The sequence below is a fragment of the Nostoc sp. DedQUE07 genome, assembly GCF_034530975.2.
In the GTDB taxonomy this organism is placed as follows: Bacteria; Cyanobacteriota; Cyanobacteriia; order Cyanobacteriales; family Nostocaceae; genus Nostoc.
In genome coordinates this window covers 66,084-87,246 of sequence record NZ_JAVRCC020000033.1, presented here as the reverse complement: position 1 = coordinate 87,246, position 21,163 = coordinate 66,084, and the positions used below count along the sequence as shown (strand labels likewise).

General features: G+C 36.9%; 11 protein-coding genes. 10 read left to right on the top strand and 1 reads right to left on the bottom strand.

Features of this window, described 5'->3' with window-relative positions:
* Positions 1 to 19: 19 nt before the first annotated feature.
* From RMZ95_RS22925 to RMZ95_RS22880, 10 genes are all read left to right on the top strand, one after another.
* On the top strand, positions 20 to 4,420 hold the full coding sequence (locus tag RMZ95_RS22925; RefSeq protein ID WP_322686233.1) for a type I polyketide synthase: 4,401 nt from the start codon (positions 20 to 22) through the stop codon (positions 4,418 to 4,420).
* 33 nt (positions 4,421 to 4,453) lie between these two features.
* Entirely contained in the window at positions 4,454 to 9,070 is a 4,617-nt protein-coding gene (locus tag RMZ95_RS22920; RefSeq protein ID WP_322686234.1) for a polyketide synthase, read from the top strand.
* Between the two features lie 76 nt (positions 9,071 to 9,146).
* Entirely contained in the window at positions 9,147 to 9,905 is a 759-nt protein-coding gene (locus RMZ95_RS22915) for a class I SAM-dependent methyltransferase (protein ID WP_322671033.1), read from the top strand.
* Positions 9,906 to 10,088: 183 nt separating this feature from the next.
* Complete coding sequence (locus tag RMZ95_RS22910) at positions 10,089 to 14,201, top strand: amino acid adenylation domain-containing protein (RefSeq protein ID WP_322686235.1); 4,113 nt, start codon at positions 10,089 to 10,091, stop codon at positions 14,199 to 14,201.
* A complete protein-coding gene (locus tag RMZ95_RS22905; protein WP_322686236.1) occupies positions 14,201 to 15,580 on the top strand; it encodes a cytochrome P450 in 1,380 nt (459 codons plus the stop codon). The genes RMZ95_RS22910 and RMZ95_RS22905 overlap by 1 nt, the downstream gene beginning before the upstream one ends.
* 97 nt (positions 15,581 to 15,677) lie before the next feature.
* The gene (locus tag RMZ95_RS22900) at positions 15,678 to 16,565 is read left to right on the top strand and encodes an SDR family NAD(P)-dependent oxidoreductase (RefSeq protein WP_322671036.1); all 888 of its coding nucleotides are present in this window, start codon (positions 15,678 to 15,680) and stop codon (positions 16,563 to 16,565) included.
* A 55-nt stretch (positions 16,566 to 16,620) separates the two neighbouring features.
* The gene (locus RMZ95_RS22895) at positions 16,621 to 17,649 is read left to right on the top strand and encodes a sucrase ferredoxin (RefSeq protein WP_322671037.1); all 1,029 of its coding nucleotides are present in this window, start codon (positions 16,621 to 16,623) and stop codon (positions 17,647 to 17,649) included.
* A gap of 25 nt (positions 17,650 to 17,674) precedes the next feature.
* On the top strand, positions 17,675 to 19,051 hold the full coding sequence (locus RMZ95_RS22890) for an MATE family efflux transporter (RefSeq protein WP_322671038.1): 1,377 nt from the start codon (positions 17,675 to 17,677) through the stop codon (positions 19,049 to 19,051).
* 190 nt (positions 19,052 to 19,241) lie between these two features.
* The gene (locus RMZ95_RS22885; RefSeq protein ID WP_322671039.1) at positions 19,242 to 19,469 is read left to right on the top strand and encodes an MbtH family protein; all 228 of its coding nucleotides are present in this window, start codon (positions 19,242 to 19,244) and stop codon (positions 19,467 to 19,469) included.
* 126 nt (positions 19,470 to 19,595) lie between these two features.
* Entirely contained in the window at positions 19,596 to 20,465 is an 870-nt protein-coding gene (locus RMZ95_RS22880; protein WP_322671040.1) for an oxidoreductase, read from the top strand.
* 63 nt (positions 20,466 to 20,528) lie between these two features.
* Here RMZ95_RS22880 and RMZ95_RS22875 read toward each other — a convergent pair whose 3' ends face one another.
* Positions 20,529 to 20,918, bottom strand: coding sequence for a hypothetical protein (locus RMZ95_RS22875; RefSeq protein WP_322686237.1), 390 nt, complete (start codon positions 20,916 to 20,918; stop codon positions 20,529 to 20,531).
* Positions 20,919 to 21,163: the final 245 nt, after the last annotated feature.

Genomic DNA, 21,163 nt, shown 5'->3' with positions numbered 1-21,163 from the left:
GTTTAATTAGGTATTTTCCATGAACAACTCTGATGAATTTAATAACTTTGATGATAACGATGAAATAGCCATCATTGGTATAAATGGTCGTTTTCCAGGTGCAAAAAATGTTGAGACTTTTTGGAATAATTTACGAGATGGAGTAGAGTCAATTTCTCATTTTACAAATGAAGAACTGCTAGCTGCGGGTATAGATCCGGCTTTACTCAACGATCCCAATTATGTAAAAGCAAGCAGCATAATAGAAGATATCGAGTTATTTGATGCTGCATTTTTTGGATTTACTCCTAGAGAAGCTGAAATCACAGACCCACAACATCGAATTTTTTTAGAATCTGCCTGGGAAGCTTTAGAATCTGCGGGCTATGATTCTGAATCATACAACGGGAAAATTGGGGTCTATGCTGGTGTAACTAATAGTAACTATTTATTTACAAATTTATATTCCAACCAAGATTTAATGCAGTCGGTAGATGCCTTAAATATTTTTATTGGTAATGAAAAAGATAATTTAAGTACGCAAACTTCTTACAAGTTAAATCTGACTGGGCCAAGTATTAATGTTCAGAATAACTGCTCTACATCATTAATCGCTGTACATTTAGCTTGTCAAAGTTTGCTGAATGGTGAAAGTGATATAGTTTTGGCTGGTGGTGTTTCTATAGCAAAGCTACCTCAACAATCTGGTTATCACTATCAAGAGGGGGTTCTTTGTTCCCCTGATGGACACTGCCGAACTTTTGATATTAACGCCAAAGGAACAGTGTTTGGCGATGGTTTGGGAATTGTTGTGTTGAAACGGTTGGCTGATGCTGTTGCTGATGGAGACTTTATTCATGCTGTAATTAAAGGTTCAGCTATCAATAATGACGGCTCTTTAAAGGTTGGTTATACAGCACCTAGTGTTAATGGTCAAAGAGAAGTAATTTTAGAAGCGCTTGCCTTATCTGGTGTTGAACCCGATACTATTTCTTATATTGAAGCTCATGGAACTGCAACTCCTTTAGGAGATCCGATTGAAATCAAGGCTCTCACACAAGCTTTTCGTGCTAGTACAAATAAAAAATGTTTTTGCGCTATTGGTTCAGTAAAAAGCAATATTGGGCATCTGGATACAGCAGCCGGTGTAACAGGTTTAATTAAAACGGTACTTGCATTAAAACATAAACAAATACCTCCTACTTTACATTTTGAAAAACCCAACCCAGAGATAGACTTTGCCAATAGTCCTTTCTACGTAAACACCAAATTATCAGAATGGAAAACTAATAGTTTACCTCGCAGAGCAGGTGTCAGTTCTTTTGGAGTTGGCGGAACTAATGCCCATGTAATCTTGGAAGAAGCTCCAGTAATTGAAACATCCAGTGCTTCTCGACCTTGGCAATTGCTGTTACTCTCAGCCAAAACTAGCACAGCTTTAGAAAGTGCGACTGCAAATTTAGCGGCTTACCTCCAGCAACATCCTAATATCAACCTGCCAGATGTAGCTTACACCTTACAAGTAGGCCGTCGAGCTTTCGATCGTCGACGGCTGGTAGTTTGCCAAAATTTAAATGATGCAGTTAGATTACTTAAAAATGAAGAAGCAGAACGTGTTTTTAGTTACCACTGGGAACCAAGTCGTTGCCCTGTCATTTTCATGTTTTCAGGACAAGGGTCAGAATATGCAAACATGGGTCGGGAATTATACAAAGTTGAAGCAACATTTCGCAGACATATAGATACTTGCGCCGAAATTTTGCAACCTCACCTCGGTCTGGATATCCGTCACCTACTCTTTCCAGAGCCAGAAACAATTGAAGCGGCTAACCAACAACTACAACAAACAGCGCTGACCCAAGCAGCGTTATTTGTAATTGAGTACGCCCTGGCTCAGTTATGGATGTCTTGGGGTGTGCTACCAGAAGCGATGATTGGTGCCGATATCGGGGAATATGTTGCCGCTGCGATCGCAGGTGTATTTTCTCTTGAAGATGCGCTATTGATTGTAGCAAACAGAGGACAACTGCGATCGCTCACAAAAGTTCAACTCAATCCACCAAGTATTCGCTTTATTTCCAATGAGACTGGTAGTTGGATTACAGATGCACAAGCCACAAATCCTAACTATTGGAGCCAACATTTACAAAAAACTGTAAAATTTTCCGATAGTATTTCTCAACTATTAGGGCAGTTTGAAGGCGTTTTTTTAGAGGTGGGGCCAGGGCAAAATTTAAGCACATTAACCAAACAACATTTAAATATCAATGCTAAACAATATGTGCTAACTTCTTTACCCCATGTCAAAGAGCAACAATCGGATGTAAGCTTTGTGTTGCAGACATTAGGGCAGTTATGGCTTTTTGGTGTCGATATAGATTGGTCAGAATTTTATACCGACGAACAGCGTCATCGTCTACCTTTACCTACCTATCCCTTTGAACGGCAAAGATACTGGATTGAAGCGAAAAATCCAGGTAAAGATGATGCTCATATAGTATCACTAACTAAAAAAGCTGATATAGCCGACTGGTTTTATCTTCCTTTTTGGAAACCTTCTTTACCTCCTGTCGAACTTGATAGCCAAATATTAATAACTAAAAAATCTTGCACTTTGGTATTTCTCGATGAGTGTGGCTTGGGTATGAAGTTGGTAAAACAATTAGAAAAACAAAACCAAGATGTCATTACTGTAAAAATCGGCGAGCAATTTATCATACTAGGCGATGGATATACTATCAACCCAGAAAATAATCAGGATTACGATGTTTTATTCCAAGAATTGCTCAGAAAAAACAAGTTGCCACAAAGGATAGTTCATTTATGGAATGTTACAAATATCAGCGAGCATGAATTAGAAATTCCAGAACTAGAATCAGCCCAAATTAAAGGATTTTATAGTTTATTATTTATTGCTCAAGCTTTGGGAAGACAAGAAACTAGCGATCGTTTTCAAATCACAGTTATTTCTAACAACCTACAGCCTGTGACGGGAACTGAAGCGCTTTGTCCAGAGAAAGCCACTTTAATCGGGCCAATTAAAGTTATTTCTCAAGAATATGCAAATATAAACTGTCGTAGTATTGATGTCATTCTTCCTCCTAAAGACAGTTGGCAAGAAGAAAAACTTATAGAAAAATTACTGGCAGAACTGACGGTTGATAATTCGGAAAAGTTAATTGCTTATCGAGGTTTGAATCGATGGGTGCAGAGTTTTGAGCCAGTACGTTTTGATAGAGCTAAAATTGAAACGCCTCGACTACGAGAAAGAGGAGTCTATTTAATTACAGGTGGACTCGGAGGTATCGGACTTGTTTTGGCAGAATACTTAGCTCGGACTGTCCAAGCAAAACTACTGTTAGTAGGACGTTCTGCTTTACCCAAAAAAGATGAGTGGCCTCAATGGCTATCCACTCATGATGAGGCTGATAGCACTAGCTGTAAGATTCGCAAAGTTCAAGAACTTGAAGGCTTGGGTGCAGAAGTTTTAGCCATCGCTGCTGATGTTAGCAATATAGAACAAATGCAAAGTGCGATCGCTCAAGCTCAACAACAATTTGGTCAACTAAATGGTGTTATTCACTCTGCTGGAGTTCCTGGAGGCGGTGTAATTCAGCGAAAAACTTTAGAAGAAGCAGAAAGTGTTTTGGCTCCAAAGGTAAAGGGGACAATAGTTATTGATGCAATTGTCAAAGATACTGAGTTAGATTTCTTTATTCTAGTATCATCAAATAGCTCAATTGTAGCGGAATTTGGACAGGTAGACTATTGTGCAGCCAATGCCTTTATTGATGCCTTTGCTCACTGTAATGCTGCAAAGCAGGGTAGATTTACTACTAGCATTAACTGGGATAGTTGGCAAGAAGTTGGGATGGCAGTGAACACAGAATTACCCCAGCGCCTCCAAGAATTGCGAAAAGAAAATCTTAAACAAGGTATATTATCCAATGAAGGTGTAGATGTGTTTCTCCGCATTTTGGAAAATCCAATGCCTCAAGTTGTAATATCTACATCTGACTTATTAAATGTACTCAAACAGTATAATTCTTACAATCAAATACAGACCATAGAACTTTTAGAAGCTGTCAACTCTTCCAAATTAAAATATCCTAGACCTGAACTAAGTAACGATTATATTGCTCCCCGAAATAAAAATGAACAAAAGCTAGTTGAAATTTGGCAAGAAGTTATTGGTATTGAACGGATAGGAATTTATGATAACTTTTTTGAACTTGGTGGTGATTCTCTCATAGGTATTCAACTTATGACAATCGTAAATAAGGCATTTAATTCAAATCTTTCTATTGCCAAACTTTATGAATGCCCAAATATAGGCTCGATGACGAAGATTTTTACTCCTGAAGACTCTCAGCAAAATGCTTTTGAACAAAGGCTAAATCGAGGACAAAGAAGAAGACAGATGAAAATGCAAACAAACTAAAATACAAAGTTAATTTATCTGGTTAATCAAATCATGAGTATAGAAATAGAACAAGAAGAAATAGCAAATCTAGATATAGCAATAGTGGGGATGTCTGGTTGTTTCCCTGGTGCAAACAATATCGATGAGTTTTGGTATAATATCCAAAATAAAGTTGAGTCTATTTCTTTTTTCTCGAATGAAGATTTAGTAGATTCAAATCTGGAAGAAGAAATTTTACACGACCCAAATTATGTAAAAGCAGCGCCTATATTAGAAGATATTGAGTATTTTGATGCAAGGTTCTTTGGTTACACCCCTAGAGAAGCCGAACTAATTGACCCCCAACATCGCCTCTTTATAGAATGTGCTTGGGAAGCTTTGGAAAACGCTGGATACGATCCAGAAACATATAATGGTTTGATTGGAGTTTATGCTGGTGTTAGCACAAACACTTACTTTTTTAACAATATATATAAAAATGTTAATTCTAGAGAGATTTCCAATAACTATACTTTTAATAAAGATTTTTTGACCACAAATGTATCATATAAATTAAATTTAAAAGGCCCAAGCATAGGAATTCAAACTTACTGCTCTACTTCATTAGTTGCTTTACACTTAGCTTGTAAAAGTTTACTTGATGAAGAGTGTGATATCGCTTTAGCAGGCGGAGTGACGATTATAGTTCCACAAAAGTCAGGTTATTTGTATGAAGAGGATGGAATTCTATCTCCTGATGGTCATTGTCGAGCCTTCGATGCTAAAGCACAGGGTACTGTTTTTGGCAGTGGACTGGGAATAGTCGTTTTAAAAAGATTAAAAGATGCGATCGCAGATAAAGATTATATTCATGCAGTTATCAAAGGTTCAGCAATCAACAATGACGGTTCTTTGAAAGTTAGCTATACAGCACCTAGTGTAAATGGTCAGGCTGAAGTTATTGTAGAAGCTCTGGCAAATGCTGGAATAGATGCTGAAGATATTTCCTATATAGAAACTCATGGAACTGGAACAGTTGCTGGAGATCCAGTGGAAATTGCTGCACTCACTAAGGCTTTTCGTGCTTTTACCCAAAGAAATGGCTTCTGTGCTATCGGTTCAGTAAAACCAAATATCGGACATTTAGATATAGCTGCTGGTATAGCAAGTCTAATCAAAACGGTACAAGCCTTAAAATATAAAAAAATCCCTCCTAGCCTCAATTTTGAAGTTCCCAATCCTGAGATTGATTTTGTCAACAGTCCCTTCTACGTTAATACTAAACTTAGCGAATGGAAAACTAACAATACTCCCCGAAGAGCAGGAATTAGTTCCTTGGGTTTTGGTGGAACTAATGCCCATGTGATTCTGGAAGAAGCCCCTAAAATTGAATATTTTGATGACTATAAACCTTGGCAATTGTTGTTAATCTCAGCCAAAACTATTACAGCCTTAGAAACTGCAACTAATAATTTACTTGCGTATTTCAAACAACATCCAGAGATAAATTTAGCTAATGTTGCCTATACTTTAAAAGTGGGTCGTAGAGCTTTTAACTATCGCCGAATATTAGTGTGTCAGAGTGTTGAAGATGCTGTCAGCGTTTTAGAAACACAAGAGCAAGAACGAATTTTTACTGTATGTCAGGAGCATAGAGAACAGCCAGTAATTTTCATGTTTTCAGGACAAGGATCGCAATATGCAAACATGAGTCGGGAATTATACGAAGTCGAACCGACATATCGCAGACATATAGATACTTGTGCCGAAATTTTGCAACCCCATCTTGGTTTTGATATCCGCGATCTATTGTTTCCAGAGCCAGAAGAAATTGAAGCGGCTAGCCAAAAGTTACAACAAACAGCTTTCACCCAACCAGCGTTATTTGTAATTGAGTACGCGCTGGCTCAGTTATGGATGTCTTGGGGTGTGCTACCAGAAGCAATGATTGGTCATAGTATTGGGGAATATGTTGCAGCCGCGATCGCAGGTGTATTTTCTCTTGAAGATGCCTTAGTAATTGTGGCAAAAAGGGGACAACTGATGCAACAGTTACCTCCAGGAAGTATGCTGGCAATTCCACTACCAGAACAAGAGGTGCGATCGCTGTTGGATGCACAGTCTTTGTATAAAAACTCTTTAGAAATAGCAGCGATTAATACCAAAACTTCATGCGTGGTTTCTGGAACGAAGGAAGCGATCGCAACTCTACAAAATCAATTATTACTTCAAGGGGTTGAATGTCGTTTATTGCATACATCTCATGCGTTCCATTCGCAAATGATGTCACCAATATTAGAAGAGTTTGTGCAGTTGTTGAAAACAGTTCAACTGAATCCACCACACATCAGCTTTATTTCTAACGTAACTGGTACTTGGATTACAGATGCACAAGCCACAAATCCCACTTATTGGAGCCAACATTTAAGACAAACTGTAAGATTTTCTGATGGCATATCTCAACTTTTAAATCAGTTTGCAGGTGTTTTTCTAGAGGTGGGGCCAGGACGAACTTTAAGCACATTTAGCACACAGCATTTAGATAAAAATGCTAAACAATACATCCTAACTTCCTTACCTCATCTTAAAGAGCAACAATCGGATGTAGGATTTTTGTTGCAAACATTAGGTCGGTTGTGGCTTTTTGGTGTAAATATAGATTGGTCTGGATTTTATACCCACGAACAGCGTCATCGTTTACCTCTTCCTACCTATCCTTTTGAGCGACAAAGGTATTGGATTGATACCAAATCTACCTCACCTTCTGCAAAGAGTAACTCGGCAACATTAGAGCAGAAACAAGATATTGCAAATTGGTTTTATACTCCTTCATGGAAACGCTCTCTACTCACTCATTCATCTTTTGCTCATACAGAAGCTTCCCAAGAGCAATGGTTGTTCTTTATTGATGATTTTGGAGTGGGTGAAAATTTAATTAATGTATTAAAGAGTCAAAATAAAAATATAATTGTAGTCAAAAAGGGGGAATTTTTTAGTAAAGAGACTGAAGGTGCTTATACAATTAATCCGTGTGTAAGTGAAGACTATAATATTTTATTTAAAGAATTAATTTCGTTTGGCAAATATCCGCATAACATAGTTTATTTATGGAACATAAGTAAATTTGAAAAATCTCAAACAAAAAGTTATTTAGAATTTAATAGTCTATTGTTTTTATCGCAGAGCTTAAGAAAAGTAAAAACTGACGAAATATTGCAACTTTGGGTTGTATCTAATCATATTCAAGAAGTCAATGGAAATGAAATTATAGATCCAGAAAAATCAACGGTATTAGGTTTATGTCAGGTAATTTCTCAAGAGTATCCTAATATAACCTGCCGCAGTATTGATATTGCTATAAGTAATCACCTAGATGTACACAAAGAACAACGAGATTGTGAAAGTAATATTATTGACAAACTTTTAAGCGAGTTAACATCTGCATCTTCAGACTTAATTGTTGCTTATCGTGGTTGCTACCGTTGGGTACAAACATTTGAGCCAATTCGCTTAGAGTCAGTAGGTGAAGAAAAAATACCATTAAGAAAACACGGTGTTTATTTGTTTCCTGGTGGCTTAGAAACTATTGAAATTGTACTTGCTGAATATTTAGCCAAAACTCTACAAGCAAAAATCATATTTATCGAAAATTTAGATTTTCCCGAAAAGGATGATTTTTTACAATGGCTTGTAACTCAGCCTCAAGAAGATGAAGTAAGTTATAAAATTCAACAATTACTATTATTAGAGAAATTAGATGCAGAAATTTTGGTAATGCGTGCAGATACTACTAATTATGAGCTAATGCATCAAAAGTTTTCAAATCATAATATTGGACAAATTAATGGAGTTATTTATTCAACTGGAATAAATCGAGAAAAAATGTTTGGATCGGTACCAGAAATTGGTAAAATAGAATTAGAAAAAACATTTGAATTCCAATATCGTAAAATTGCTGTATTAGAGCAAATTTTACAAAATATAAAATTAGATTTTTGTATCATTTCTTCTTCTCTAGCTTCAATTTTAGGGGGATTTGGTTTAGGATTATATTCAGCCGCTAATCATTTTATAGATAGCTTTGTTAATCGGCACAACCGCAATAATTCTTTATCCTGGTACATTATAAATTGGGATAAGTTACAGCTAAATGTCGCCCAAGAGCAAAAAAAACCAGAGCAAGCATTTGGTTTAAAATTAGGCATTACTCCAGCAGAAACTATAGAAGTATTTAAACGAATATTTTCTCTAGATCGAGGAACTCAAATTATTGTTTCTACGGTAGATTTAAACGCCAGACATAATTATGCATTTAACCACCATACAAATTCAAAATCCTCTAATCAATTAGATTCATCACCATGCTATTCCAGACCTCAACTTAGTAATTCCTATGTTGCTCCGACAAACCAGCTAGAAACACAAATTACGGAAATATGGCAACAGGTACTTGGAATTGCAGAAGTTGGTATTTACGACAACTTTTATGAGTTAGGAGGAGACTCTCTGATTGCAACTCAATTAATTTCTCGATTGAGAGCGAAATTTCCTATAGATTTACCACTGCGTGACCTTTTATTGCAAGCTATGATCCCAACTAAACAGGCAGAAATGATTGAGCAACTTCTGTTGGAAAAAATAGAAGAATTATCCGAAGAAGAAGTAGAAAATTTTTTGGCTAACACATAAAATTCCGATTTTATTCAACAAATAGTGCCTCATTAACTGCTTAAAAACCTTCATTGAAAAACAGGAAAAATAGTCTATGTCTCTACTCAATACTCTTCCTAACTATGAACCCATCGCTCGTTTACAGAATGAATTCAAGAATACGCCTGAAGATTTGGTAGCAGGTATTATACCTGCTTTAGAGCAAATATTCTTATCACAACTTCCTGCGGGAGCGCATATTCTTGAACTGGGTTGTGGTTCTGGCTATTTAGCACAGCAGCTTAACATTAAAGGATATAAAGTTACTGGAATCGATGCTTCTGAAGGGCTACTAAACTACGCTAGAAAAAACGCGCCTGAAAGTGAATTTATCCTTGGCGATATACGTAATTTTGAATTACCACCCATCTTCGATACAGTTTTGGCAAATGATGTTTTTCATTTTATCCAAAACAATGAAGAATTAAAAATGGTATTTAAAAACGTATATGCTGCACTTAAAGATGGTAGCATCTTTGTGTTCAACATACCAATAACAGATTGGCTACATGAAGCTGCTCAAAAAAATAATTTTAATATTGTCTACGTCAACGACGAATGCTCATTAATAGAGTTATTTTATTACAAACCTGAAGAAAGGACATGGGAAATCAAAGTTACAGGATTTGAATTAATAGAAGAAACCTGGAAGCGTTCAGACACCGTTTGGCTAAGGAAAGATCACTTTCTAGAAGAAGTTCAATCAGCTTTAAAAGATGCAGGATTTACAGAATTTAATTATTACAATAGCAAAGATTTTGGGGAAAGTGAAGACATAGCTTGCTTTGTTTGCCAGAAGACATCTTTAACTTAATAATCCAATTGCAAACTTTGCAAATTATTAGACTTGTCGCTTAATAATTGCCGCTTCTCCATAGAGTTTATAGTTAATCTAAATAGAAACTTTTCGGAGGAAAAATTATATTAAGCGATATTTCTACTTTATATAAGTTAAAAACACGTATAGTAATTAGTAACTTTTGATGGCATATTAGCAATGGATAAACATCACTCTAATTTATCACCTGCCAAAAAAGCCCTTCTAGAAAAGTGGAAGGGAGGAAAATTTCAAGCTGATACTATTCCCAAACGTCAAATATCTAAAAATATTCCTTTATCTTTCTCTCAACAAAGACTATGGTTTATTGACCAACTTTACCACGGTAGCTCTTTCTATAATATTCCCATTGCTTTCCATATAAAAGGACAACTAAATATTACAGCGCTTCAGCAAAGTCTGAATGAAATTCTCAAGCGTCACGAAATTTGGCGCACAAATTTTACACTTGTCAATGGAGAGCCAGTACAGGAAATTGCACCAAAGTTAACTTGGGATTTACCTATTATTAATCTTGAGCATTTATTTGGTAAAGATTGGGAAGGGGAAATAAAGAAACTTATAGCCGAGGAAGTAACAAAACCTTTTAATTTAGCGAAAGGACTTTTAATCAGAGCAACTTTACTAAGCTTGAGTGAAGAAGAATACGTTTTGCTTGTAACCATGCACCACATCATTACAGATGGATGGTCTTGTGGCGTGTTCCTGCGGGAGTTGTCAACGCTGTATGCAGCTTTGTCTACAAATCAGCTTTCTGCTTTACCTGAACTCCCGATTCAGTATGCGGACTTTGCAATTTGGCAACGCGATCGCACCCAAGGTGAATTCCTCACGACCAAATTAAATTATTGGAAGCAGCAACTAAGCGGTGATCTGCCTGTACTACAATTACCCACAGACCGTCCGCGACCTAGCGTCACAACTTTTGCTGGTGCCAAACAATACTTTACATTCTCAGCAGAACTGACTGATGCACTTAGGCAATTAAGCCAGCGAGAAGATGCCACTTTATTTATGAGTTTGCTGGCAGCATTTAATGTATTATTATACCGCTACACAGACCAAGAAGATATTGTGATTGGTTCTCCAATTGCCAACCGCAATCGAGCCGAATTAGAAGGTATGTTAGGTCTGTTTGTTAATACTTTAGTATTGCGTAATGACCTCAGTGGTAATCCCAGTTTTTGCGAACTTCTCCGTCGAGTCCGTGAGGTGACTCTCGATGCTTATGCACATCAAGATTTGCCTTTTGAGATGCTTGTAGAAGAATTGCAACCCGAACGAGACTTAAGCCGAAATCCACTTTATGAAGTCATGTTTGTGCTGCAAAATACTCCAACATCTGTACAGGAAGTATCTGGATTAACCTTGCGTGCTTTAGAGTTTGAGAGTGGTACTGCTCAAATAGATATTTTCTTATCGATATCTGAATCGCGAGAAGGCTTAACAGGGTGTTTAGAATACAATACAGATATTTTTGATTCAACAAGAATTACCCAATTTATTAATCACTTCCAGACTTTATTAGAAAATATACTCGCTAATCCAGAGGAACGCATTTGTGAATTATCACTATTAAGTACTGATGAACAAGAACAATTATTACTAAAATTTAATCAAACTTGTGCAGACTATCAAGATGTATGTCTCCATCAATTATTTGAGCAGCAAGTTGAACTAACACCTGACTCTGTGGCATTAATTAGCCAGTCAGAAAAAATTACCTATCGTCAACTTAACCATACAGTTAATCAGCTTGCATATTATTTACAAAAACAGGGTGTAACAAAAGAAACATTTGTTGCTTTATGCCTAGAACGTTCTATAGACATGGTGACGGGAATTTTAGCAATCCTTAAAGCTGGCGGTGCATATATTCCCCTCGATCCGAGTTATCCAGTTGAGCGTCTAAATTTTATGCTCTCTGATTCTCAAGCATCAATATTAATTACCCATCATAAAATTGTCGAAAAACTATCATTATCTTCGCCTAAAATCGTTTATCTAGATATTCAAAAAGACGAAATTGCTCGAGAAAGTCAAGAAAATCCCATTAACATCTCCTCATCTGATAATCTTGCCTATATTATCTATACTTCTGGCTCAACTGGAACTCCTAAAGGCGTTCTTGGCAATCATCGTGGGACAGTAAATGGCTTACACTGGCTATGGAAAACTTATCCTTTCAATCCAGAAGAAGTTTGTTGTCAGAAAACAGCTATTAGTTTTGTAGATTCTGTTTGGGAAATTTTTGCTCCTTTACTTCAGGGAATTCCCATAGTAATTATTAATAATGCAACTCTACTAGATCCACAGTTATTTATAGAAGCTTTAGCGCATCACAAAGTTACCCGTATTATACTTGTACCCTCACTCCTGCGTTTACTGCTAGATAATTACCATCATCTAACCAATAAATTATCACAATTAAAACTCTGGATAACTAGTGGAGAAGCATTATCTGTTAACTTAGCTAAAAGTTTCCGAGAATTAATACCATTTGCAAGACTAATCAACCTTTACGGTTCATCGGAAGTTTCTGCAAACGCCACTTACTACGACACCAGTTTATTATCAGACCAAGCAAACAGTGTACCTATCGGTCGTCCTATTGATAATACTCAAGTCTATGTATTGGATCGCAATTTACAACTAACCCCTGTAGGAGTTGTTGGCGAACTTTATATTGGTGGCGACGGATTAGCGAAGGGATACTTACATCGCCTGGAATTAACCGCTGAAAAATTTATCGATAACCCCTTTGTTCTAGGAAATAAACTTTATAAAACTGGTGACTTAGCGCGTTATCTCAATGATGGCAATATTGAATATTGGGGTCGCCACGATGAACAAGTAAAAATCAGAGGTTTTCGAGTCGAATTAGGCGAAATTTCTACAGCTATTACAGAACATCCAGATGTAAAAGAATCGGTTGTCATTCTTAGCAACGATACTCAAGAAAGTCAAATTTTGATTGCTTATGTCGTCACCCAAAATCAGGATATAGCTGCACAACTGTTGCCTTACTTGCAACAAAAATTGCCTAATTATATGCTCCCATCCAGCTTTGTGGTATTAAATACTTTTCCACTTACACCTAATGGCAAAGTAGACAAGCGTTCTTTTTCCACAAATGAATTTATCCGACCAAATATTACAAATTCCTTCATCCCCCCTCGGAATTTTACAGAGTTGTCATTAGTAAAATTGTGGGAAAATCTACTAAAGACTAACCTCATTGGAGTGACAAATAATTTCTTTGAATTAGGTGGCCATTCATTTTTAGCTGTACGCTTAATGGCTCAAATTCAAGACAAATTTGGGCATAATCTTACCCTATCTACTCTTTTTGAAAATCCCACAATTGAGAAACTAGCTCTTATTGTCAGTCAGCGATCGCACGAAATTTATAATTCTCCTCTTGTAGTAATTAACTCTTCTGGTTCCAAGACACCTTTCTTTTGTATGCATGGCGCAGGTGGAGGTATTAATAACTATTTTAATTTGTCCAGAAGGCTTGGTGAAGACTATCCATTTTATGCCTTGGAACATACCCCTAATCAAGAAAAACCTGAAATTATCTCACTAGAAGAAACAGCAAATAAATACCTCCAACAAATTCGTAAAGTACAGCCAAATGGCCCTTATCTTTTAGGCGGTCATTGTTACGGTGGTGTACTTGCTTTTGAAATGGCGCAGCAATTGCAAAGACAGGGTGAAGCAGTAGATTTGCTAGTTGTTATCGATGCCATTCTTTTAGAAACACGCATTGAATCTACAAAGGATGACGATGCAAAATTTTTACTTCGGATGGCTGAATCCATAAAAACTGATAATAATATAGATTTTTCGATTCCTTTTGAGGAACTTAGAGTTTTGCCACTAAATGAGCAACTTAATTTGATTAATAAAAAAGCAAACTTCATCTTTAGTGATACAGAAATTAAAGATTTCATCAGCTATTACAAACTTTTTAAAGCTGATGTTCAAGCTATGCGAGATTATGTCCCACGACTTTATCCTCATCCCATAACTCTATTTCGAGCTAACGAAGAGATTATTCATGACTTTGATAATCCAGAATGGAATACTGATGACCCATTATTAGGTTGGGGTAAATATTCTAGTCTACCTATTCAAGTCATTGAAGTTCCTGGCGATCATTTCTCGATTTTCGTTGAGCCTCATATTCAAAAATTAGCTAAACATCTGAGAAATTGTATCGATCGTGCTGTGTGCAATGTCATAAATAATGGGAGTAAAAAAGACTAATGAAACTACCCCCAGGGCCGAAAATCCCCTTATGGTTGCTAGGTCTGCAATTTGAGATTAATCCCTTTGGTTATTTGGATACTATTTCCCAACGTTATGGTGATATCGTTACTATAATGTCTGGCTCTACACCAATTGTTTACATCAGCAATCCTTCAGGGATAAAAGAGATTTTTACAAATACTAAGGAAATTACAGCTAGCGGTGTATTAAACCAAGATTTCGCCTTCATAACCGGAAATCAAGGAGTTCTGCAACTTGATGGTTTAGTTCATAAAAATCGGCGTAAGCTCCTAATGCAAGCTTTTCATGGAGCGCGGATGCAAGCGTGTGGCCGAGGTATCTGCGAACTCACGGAAAAGATGATGAGTAAACAAGTGGTTGGAAAAGCTTTTATTGCATACCCAATCATTGAAGATATTACTTTTCAAGTTGGTATAGAGCGGGTAATCGGTTTGTATGAAGGAGAGCGCTACAACAAAATTAAGCATTTATTTGCGTCTTTGCTTAAACTCGATAGACAATCTCTTATAGCTAAGATTATTAGTAATATTTTCCAAGAAAAAGATTTAGGTAAATGGAGTCCCCAGGGATATCTCCTTCACCTCCGGCAAGAACTTTTTCAATTGTTATCTACTGAGGTTAAAGAACGTCGCCAGCAAGCAGATATTTTACGCACTGATATACTTGGCGATTTGATATTTGCTTGTGATGAAACAGGTGAAACTTTAAGCGATGAAGAGGTGCGTGACCTTTTATTATCGCCTATATTTGCAGCTGGTGATGCTTCGGGAACTGCCATTAGTTGGGCTTTATACTGGATTCACCGCATAACAAATGTTCGGGAGCAACTACTAGAAGAACTTGATAGTCTTGGTCAGAATCCAGACCCCATGAGCATTGTTACACTCCCTTATTTAAGTGCTGTTTGTAACGAAGTTTTACGAATTTACCCAACCCAATTGTTTACATTTCCCAGGTTGGTAGAATCTCCAATTGAGTTAATGGGCTACAAACTGCATCCCGGTACAATACTTCTTGGCAATATTTATTCGACCCATCAGCGTGATGATTTATATCCTAAACCAAAAGAATTTCAGCCAGAGCGCTTTTTAGAAAAACAATTTTCTCCTTATGAATTTCTGCCATTTGGTGGCGGTTCTCGTGTGTGTATTGGCGCGAGTTTTGCTCTATTTGAAATGAAACTTATATTAGCAACTATTCTTTCACGCTATCAATTAGAGTTGATCGATCAGCGCCCAGAACGTCCTAAATTTGCAGGTTTGATTTGTTCTCCTGCAAGTGGAGTAAGAATGGTCATGCGTAATCGGCGTCAGTATCAAGGAAAGTCACAGTCACTGATTTCTGACTTGGTTTAGCCCTTGAATTTAGTTTTCTATTCAGTTGATATAGGTCATATTTCTAAATATAACCTTTTCAAGTATAAAAATACATTTTGTTTTGGAGTAAATAGATATGAATCAGAGTAATAAAGGCACAGTTGTCATCACAGGAACATCCACAGGTTTAGGCCGAGTAACTGCGCTTTCATTGGCCAAGCAAGGGTATCGCATTTTTGCAGGAGTCCGTACAGAGAAAGATGCACATTCACTAAAACAGGCTGCATCTGGTAATTTAACACCCATTATTATGGACATAAGCAAAGCGGAAGAAATTAAATCTGCTGCGGAATTTGTCTCACTGGCGGTTGGCGATGATGGTTTATTTGCATTAATTAATAACGCCGTTGTAGCTGTAGATGGGCCACTAGAATGTATTCCCATAGATGACATTAGATGGAATTTTGAAGTAAATGTTGTCGGACAAATTGCAGTTACACAAGCATTTTTACCAAAGATCCGACAAGCCAAAGGTCGAATTATCTATATTAGTGGAATTTGTGGCAGATTAGCTCTACCTTATAGAAGTCTTTTATCTGCTTCAAAATTTGCGATCGAGGCAATTACAGATTCTTTAAGAATGGAATTATCTTCTAGTGGAATTGAGGTTATTTCCATCTTACCAGGGGGAATCGTAACTCCAGAACAGGCTGACAAAGTAGAAGCTAGTTACCAGGAAATATTAGCTAATATGTCACCTGAAGCTAAAGCTATATATGGCAAGAATTACAAAATATATATGCAAGGAGCAGTAGAGGACAATCGCAGCACAGGTTTACCACCTGAAAAAGTGACAAATACGATTTTGGAGGCTTTGGAAGCTAGGAAACCTAAAAGACAATATTTTGTCACCCAATCATCATGGGAACTTAGGCTATATGCCTTATATAAAAGATTGGTGCCGCATCAATATTTTTATGACAATTTTTATAAGGATATGCAAAAAGGAATGGGATTGGATTAGCAATTTATCATTATTTTATTCTTTTTGAATAATAACTAGAACAGAGATAGGAAATATGTCAAAACATACTCACCAACTTCTTACAAGTGACTGTCGTTTTTGCTCTTTGGTTTCTCAAGCTAATGGAGAAGATCCAATTGGGACAGCAGGTACTTGTGAGCATTGGTTGATTATGGAAGTTCCACAACCTTGGCCGCAAGAAATATTTCAAGAAAATCCAACTATTAAGCCATTGGTGAGTTTATTTGAAGAGTTAATTTTTAAGCATGGAATCAAGTTGAAACCAATGCTAATTGCTCCTGATGGCGAGTATTCTCATCCTGGCTTTACCCGCGTGTTTTACTACTACCGTCCTGCAAAGCTTTTTTCTCAGTTTGAGAAACAGGAATTTGTTGTTCCAGAAAGCAAAGCGGCTGCTTTGGTGACAGCAATATTCAAGCAGTTAATGCAACAACCCAATAATTTATCAGAATTTCAGCAATATATACAACAAACAAGTCACATTCGTGAACTCATGGTTTGCACCCATGCTCAAGTTGACCTTGCTTGTGGCAGATTTGGGACTCCTATCTATCGACGATTACGTAAAGAATATGCTCCTACTTCTAATGGAAAGTTAAGAGTTTGGCAAACAACTCACTTTGGTGGTCATCAGTTTGCTCCTACCTTAGTTGATTTACCCCAAGGCTGCTTATGGGGGCACTTACAGCCAGATGTATTGGATTTATTGGTGCAGCGAAACGGTTCAGTTTCTGGTTTGCGTCAATACTACCGAGGATGGACTGGTTTGAGCGAATTTGAGCAAAGTGTTGAACGCGAAATTTGGATGCAGTCTGGTTGGAACTGGTTAGATTACTTGAAAGCAGGTAAAGTTCTGGCGATGGAAGAAGTAGCTGAAGGACAGAATGCTGACTGGGCAGAAGTTCGTATTGATTTTGTAGTTCCAGATGGTAGTACATCAGGTGCCTATGAAGCCAGAATAGAAGTCTGTGGTGAGGTCATGAGTGCATTTAACTCAGCAAAAGAGATGGAGTTAGAAGCAGTGAGACAATATCGCGTTAGCCGTTTGGTTAAGGTTGAGTAAACAGAAATCATCCAAAAACTAAAAAATGACTTTACAAAAACAATCCCAAATTACAAATGAAATTCTTCAAGGTAATCTTGTTCAGTTGATGTTTAAGTTATCAATTCCCAGTACTTTGGGGATATTGATGCTTAGTTTAAACACTTTTATTGATGCTTTATTTGCAGGACGATTCATTGGTGAAACTGCTTTGGCGGGTATTTCACTTGCACTACCATTTACAAGTATTATCAATGGATTTGCTCTGTTAGTTGGGGTAGGTTCTGCTTCTGTTCTTAGTCGAGCTATAGGTGCTGGAGATATCAAAACTCAGTCCAAAATATTTAGTAATCTAATTGTGATGAGTGTTGCAATATCATTTTTTATCACAATTTTTGGTTACAGCTTTGGTAAAGAATTAATTGTATTAATAGGAGGAAGCGGTGAAGTTGCTTTAGAAGGCACAAAATATTTTAAAATTTATATACTAGGCTCATTATTTCTGATAGTAGGAGAAGCTTGTAGCCGTGTTATAAAATCAGAGGGAAAAATTAGGTTAACCACAATATTTGACTGGCTGTTTGTTATCGTTAACATTTCCTTAAATTATATATTTATTAGTGTATTTAATTGGGGAACTCAAGGTATTGCTTTTGCAACATTTATAGCGATGATTGTTTATAGCGTTGTCAATTTAGGTTATTTTATATCTGGTAAAAGTTCTATTCCAGTTAATTTTAAAAAAATTGCGATCGCTAGAGATTTACTACGTGCAATATTCTTCATAGGGATATCAGAATTATTTTATCCATTGACATTGTTGATTCAAGATTTGGTGATTTTTAATTTAATTTCTTACTACGGAACAAATAGTGATATTGCTTTCTTTGGAGCAACAGCAAATGTATCTTTATTTGTCTTTATTCCCATCATTGGTTTTGCCCAAGCATTACAACCTATAATTGGCATGAATTATGGCGCACAAAATTATGGCAGGATAAAAAAAGCATATTTAACTTTTGCAATTATTGGAACTCTTTTGTCAATATTAATTTGGTTGCCTTTACAATTAATCCCAAGTAAATTTTTGGGTATAATTCTACCGGGAATTAATTTTACAAAAGATGACCTGTTAAATTTTATAATTCTCACAATATCAATACCTATATGGCCTTTAGCACATTTTAGCAATACTCTTTTTCTATCTATAGGCAAAGGCAAAACTGTATTAGTAGTAATTTTGTTAAAAAGTATAATTTTAACAATACCCATGATATTATTCTTTTCAAAAATATCAGGGGTAAGAGGCATATATTATGGAATGCTTTTGGCAGATGTTTTATTTATGTTAATTGTATTAATATTAACAATTTTGGAATTTAAATCTTTAAGTTCACTTCAACTTGAAGCAAGCAAATCATAAAATACAGGAATCATAAAAGAGAGAATAGTCTACAGAAAAATATGTATAATGAGTTGTTTTTAAGAGCAAATAAGACTGAGATATATTACTAGTATGATCGGGAAATTTAAGCGTAAATCTTATTAAGACTAATACCCGAAATTAGTACCAAATTACAAAGCATATTTAATTAAATGTCACGAGGTTAATTATGTATCAAGACGAAAAAGAAGACACAACAATTTACAAAGTGGTAGTGAATCATGAAGAACAGTATTCCATTTGGGCATCCGATCGCGAAAACGCTGTTGGTTGGAAAGATGTTGGAAAAAAAGGTTTGAAGCAAGAATGTCTGGATTACATCAAAGAAGTCTGGACTGATATGAGACCACTTAGTCTCCGCAAGAAGATGCAGGAAACATCTGGCAACATCCAGTAAGCAAATGTGCGTTTCAATTGTGCATCTGGGTGGATTTTGTATGTCCACTCCACAAGAGATATGCATTTTTATGCTGCAATTCAATTTCTTTTAGCTTAGTAACGCTTGTTATAAATGGAGAATTCTATGGTAGTATCCTCAGTTCAAGAGACACGAGTATGGTTTATCACTGGAACCTCAAGTGGCTTAGGTCGAGCATTAGCAGAAACAGTGCTTGAGCGAGGTGAGATTGTGGTGCTAACGGCACGGAATCCACAACAGATAGAAGATTTAGCAGCAAGCTTTCCGGATCGGACATTAGCGCTGCAACTTGATGTCACGAAACCCGAAGAGGTACAGGAAGCAGTGAAACAGGCAATTGCCGAGTTTGGACGCATTGATGTACTTGTTAATAATGCTGGATATAAAATTGGAGGGGTAGTTGAAGAAATTAGTGATGAGGAAGTTCGCTATCAATTTGAAACCAACTTCTTTGGTGTTTTAGAAACGCTTCGAGCAGTACTACCTTATATGCGAAAGCAACGTAGTGGGCATATCCTGAATATTTCATCAACAGCTTGCTTTATGGCAGAACCAACTGGTGGATTTTACGGCAGTAGTAAACTGGCACTAGAAGGTATTTCCGGTTCATTAGCTTACGAAGTTGCACCGTTTGGTATAAAAGTTACAGCAGTTGAACCTGGCAGTTTTAAAACAGATTTTATTAAACGTTCTTTTGTTGCCAATGATAGTCAAATAGATGACTATAAGGAATTGGTTAATAACAGTCGTCAAGAGATGTTAGACGATCATGGTAAACAACCAGGCGATCCCAAAAAAGCTGCTTTAGCAATGATTCAAGTGGTTGATAGTGATAATCCACCACAGAGATTAGCCTTGGGAGCAGATGCAGTAGAGATTATCGATCGTGCATTAGAGTTTATGAAAGGAGAATTAGATGCTTGGAGCGAAGTATCTGTAAATACTGCATTTGATGAGGTTCTAGTAACCAAATAGTAGTATTTTTCGCGGTTAATCAGACGGTCAAAAATTTAGATAATAAGTAATACTTTTGACAAGCTAAACGTCTGCACCAAATAGCGCTTTGACTTCTGACGACAAATAAAGCGTGTTACCGACCGTTGTATAGAAAAGTGGCTTAATACCGAAGCGATCGCAGGCAGCAAATAACGTGAGTTCGACAAGCCCTTTTTTTACCTCTCCCCCAACCCCTCTCCGTGTCGGAGAGGGGAGCCAAAACCCTAATTTTTGCTCCTCTCTTTCCCCGTGGGAGAGGGAGGTTGCGAGGGAGAGGTTCATCGAACTCACGTTAAATAAAACCTGCCTCGCTTCATGCCACAAGATAAATGCGAATTCACCCCGCAAATATTGCAAACATTCGATGCTAAACTTTTCATCAAGATGAAGTACAATTTGGCTGTCAGAATGGGTACTAAGTCGATGACTCAAGTTTTTTAACTGATGCTTTCTAACTTACAACCAGCTGGTATCAGAGGTAATTGGCGATCGCTTTGGGGCATCTTTGGCATTAATAGCGATCGCTTCCTCAAATCGATTTTATCCTAGTTTCTGATAGCCAACCCAGTCCAGAAGCTTTGCCTGTTGGTTGTCTATTTGGCGATCGCTGTTTTTTCGCTGAAAATCCAAACGGCATGAGTCATTAAATTTTGAATTTTAGATTTTTCCTTCAATTC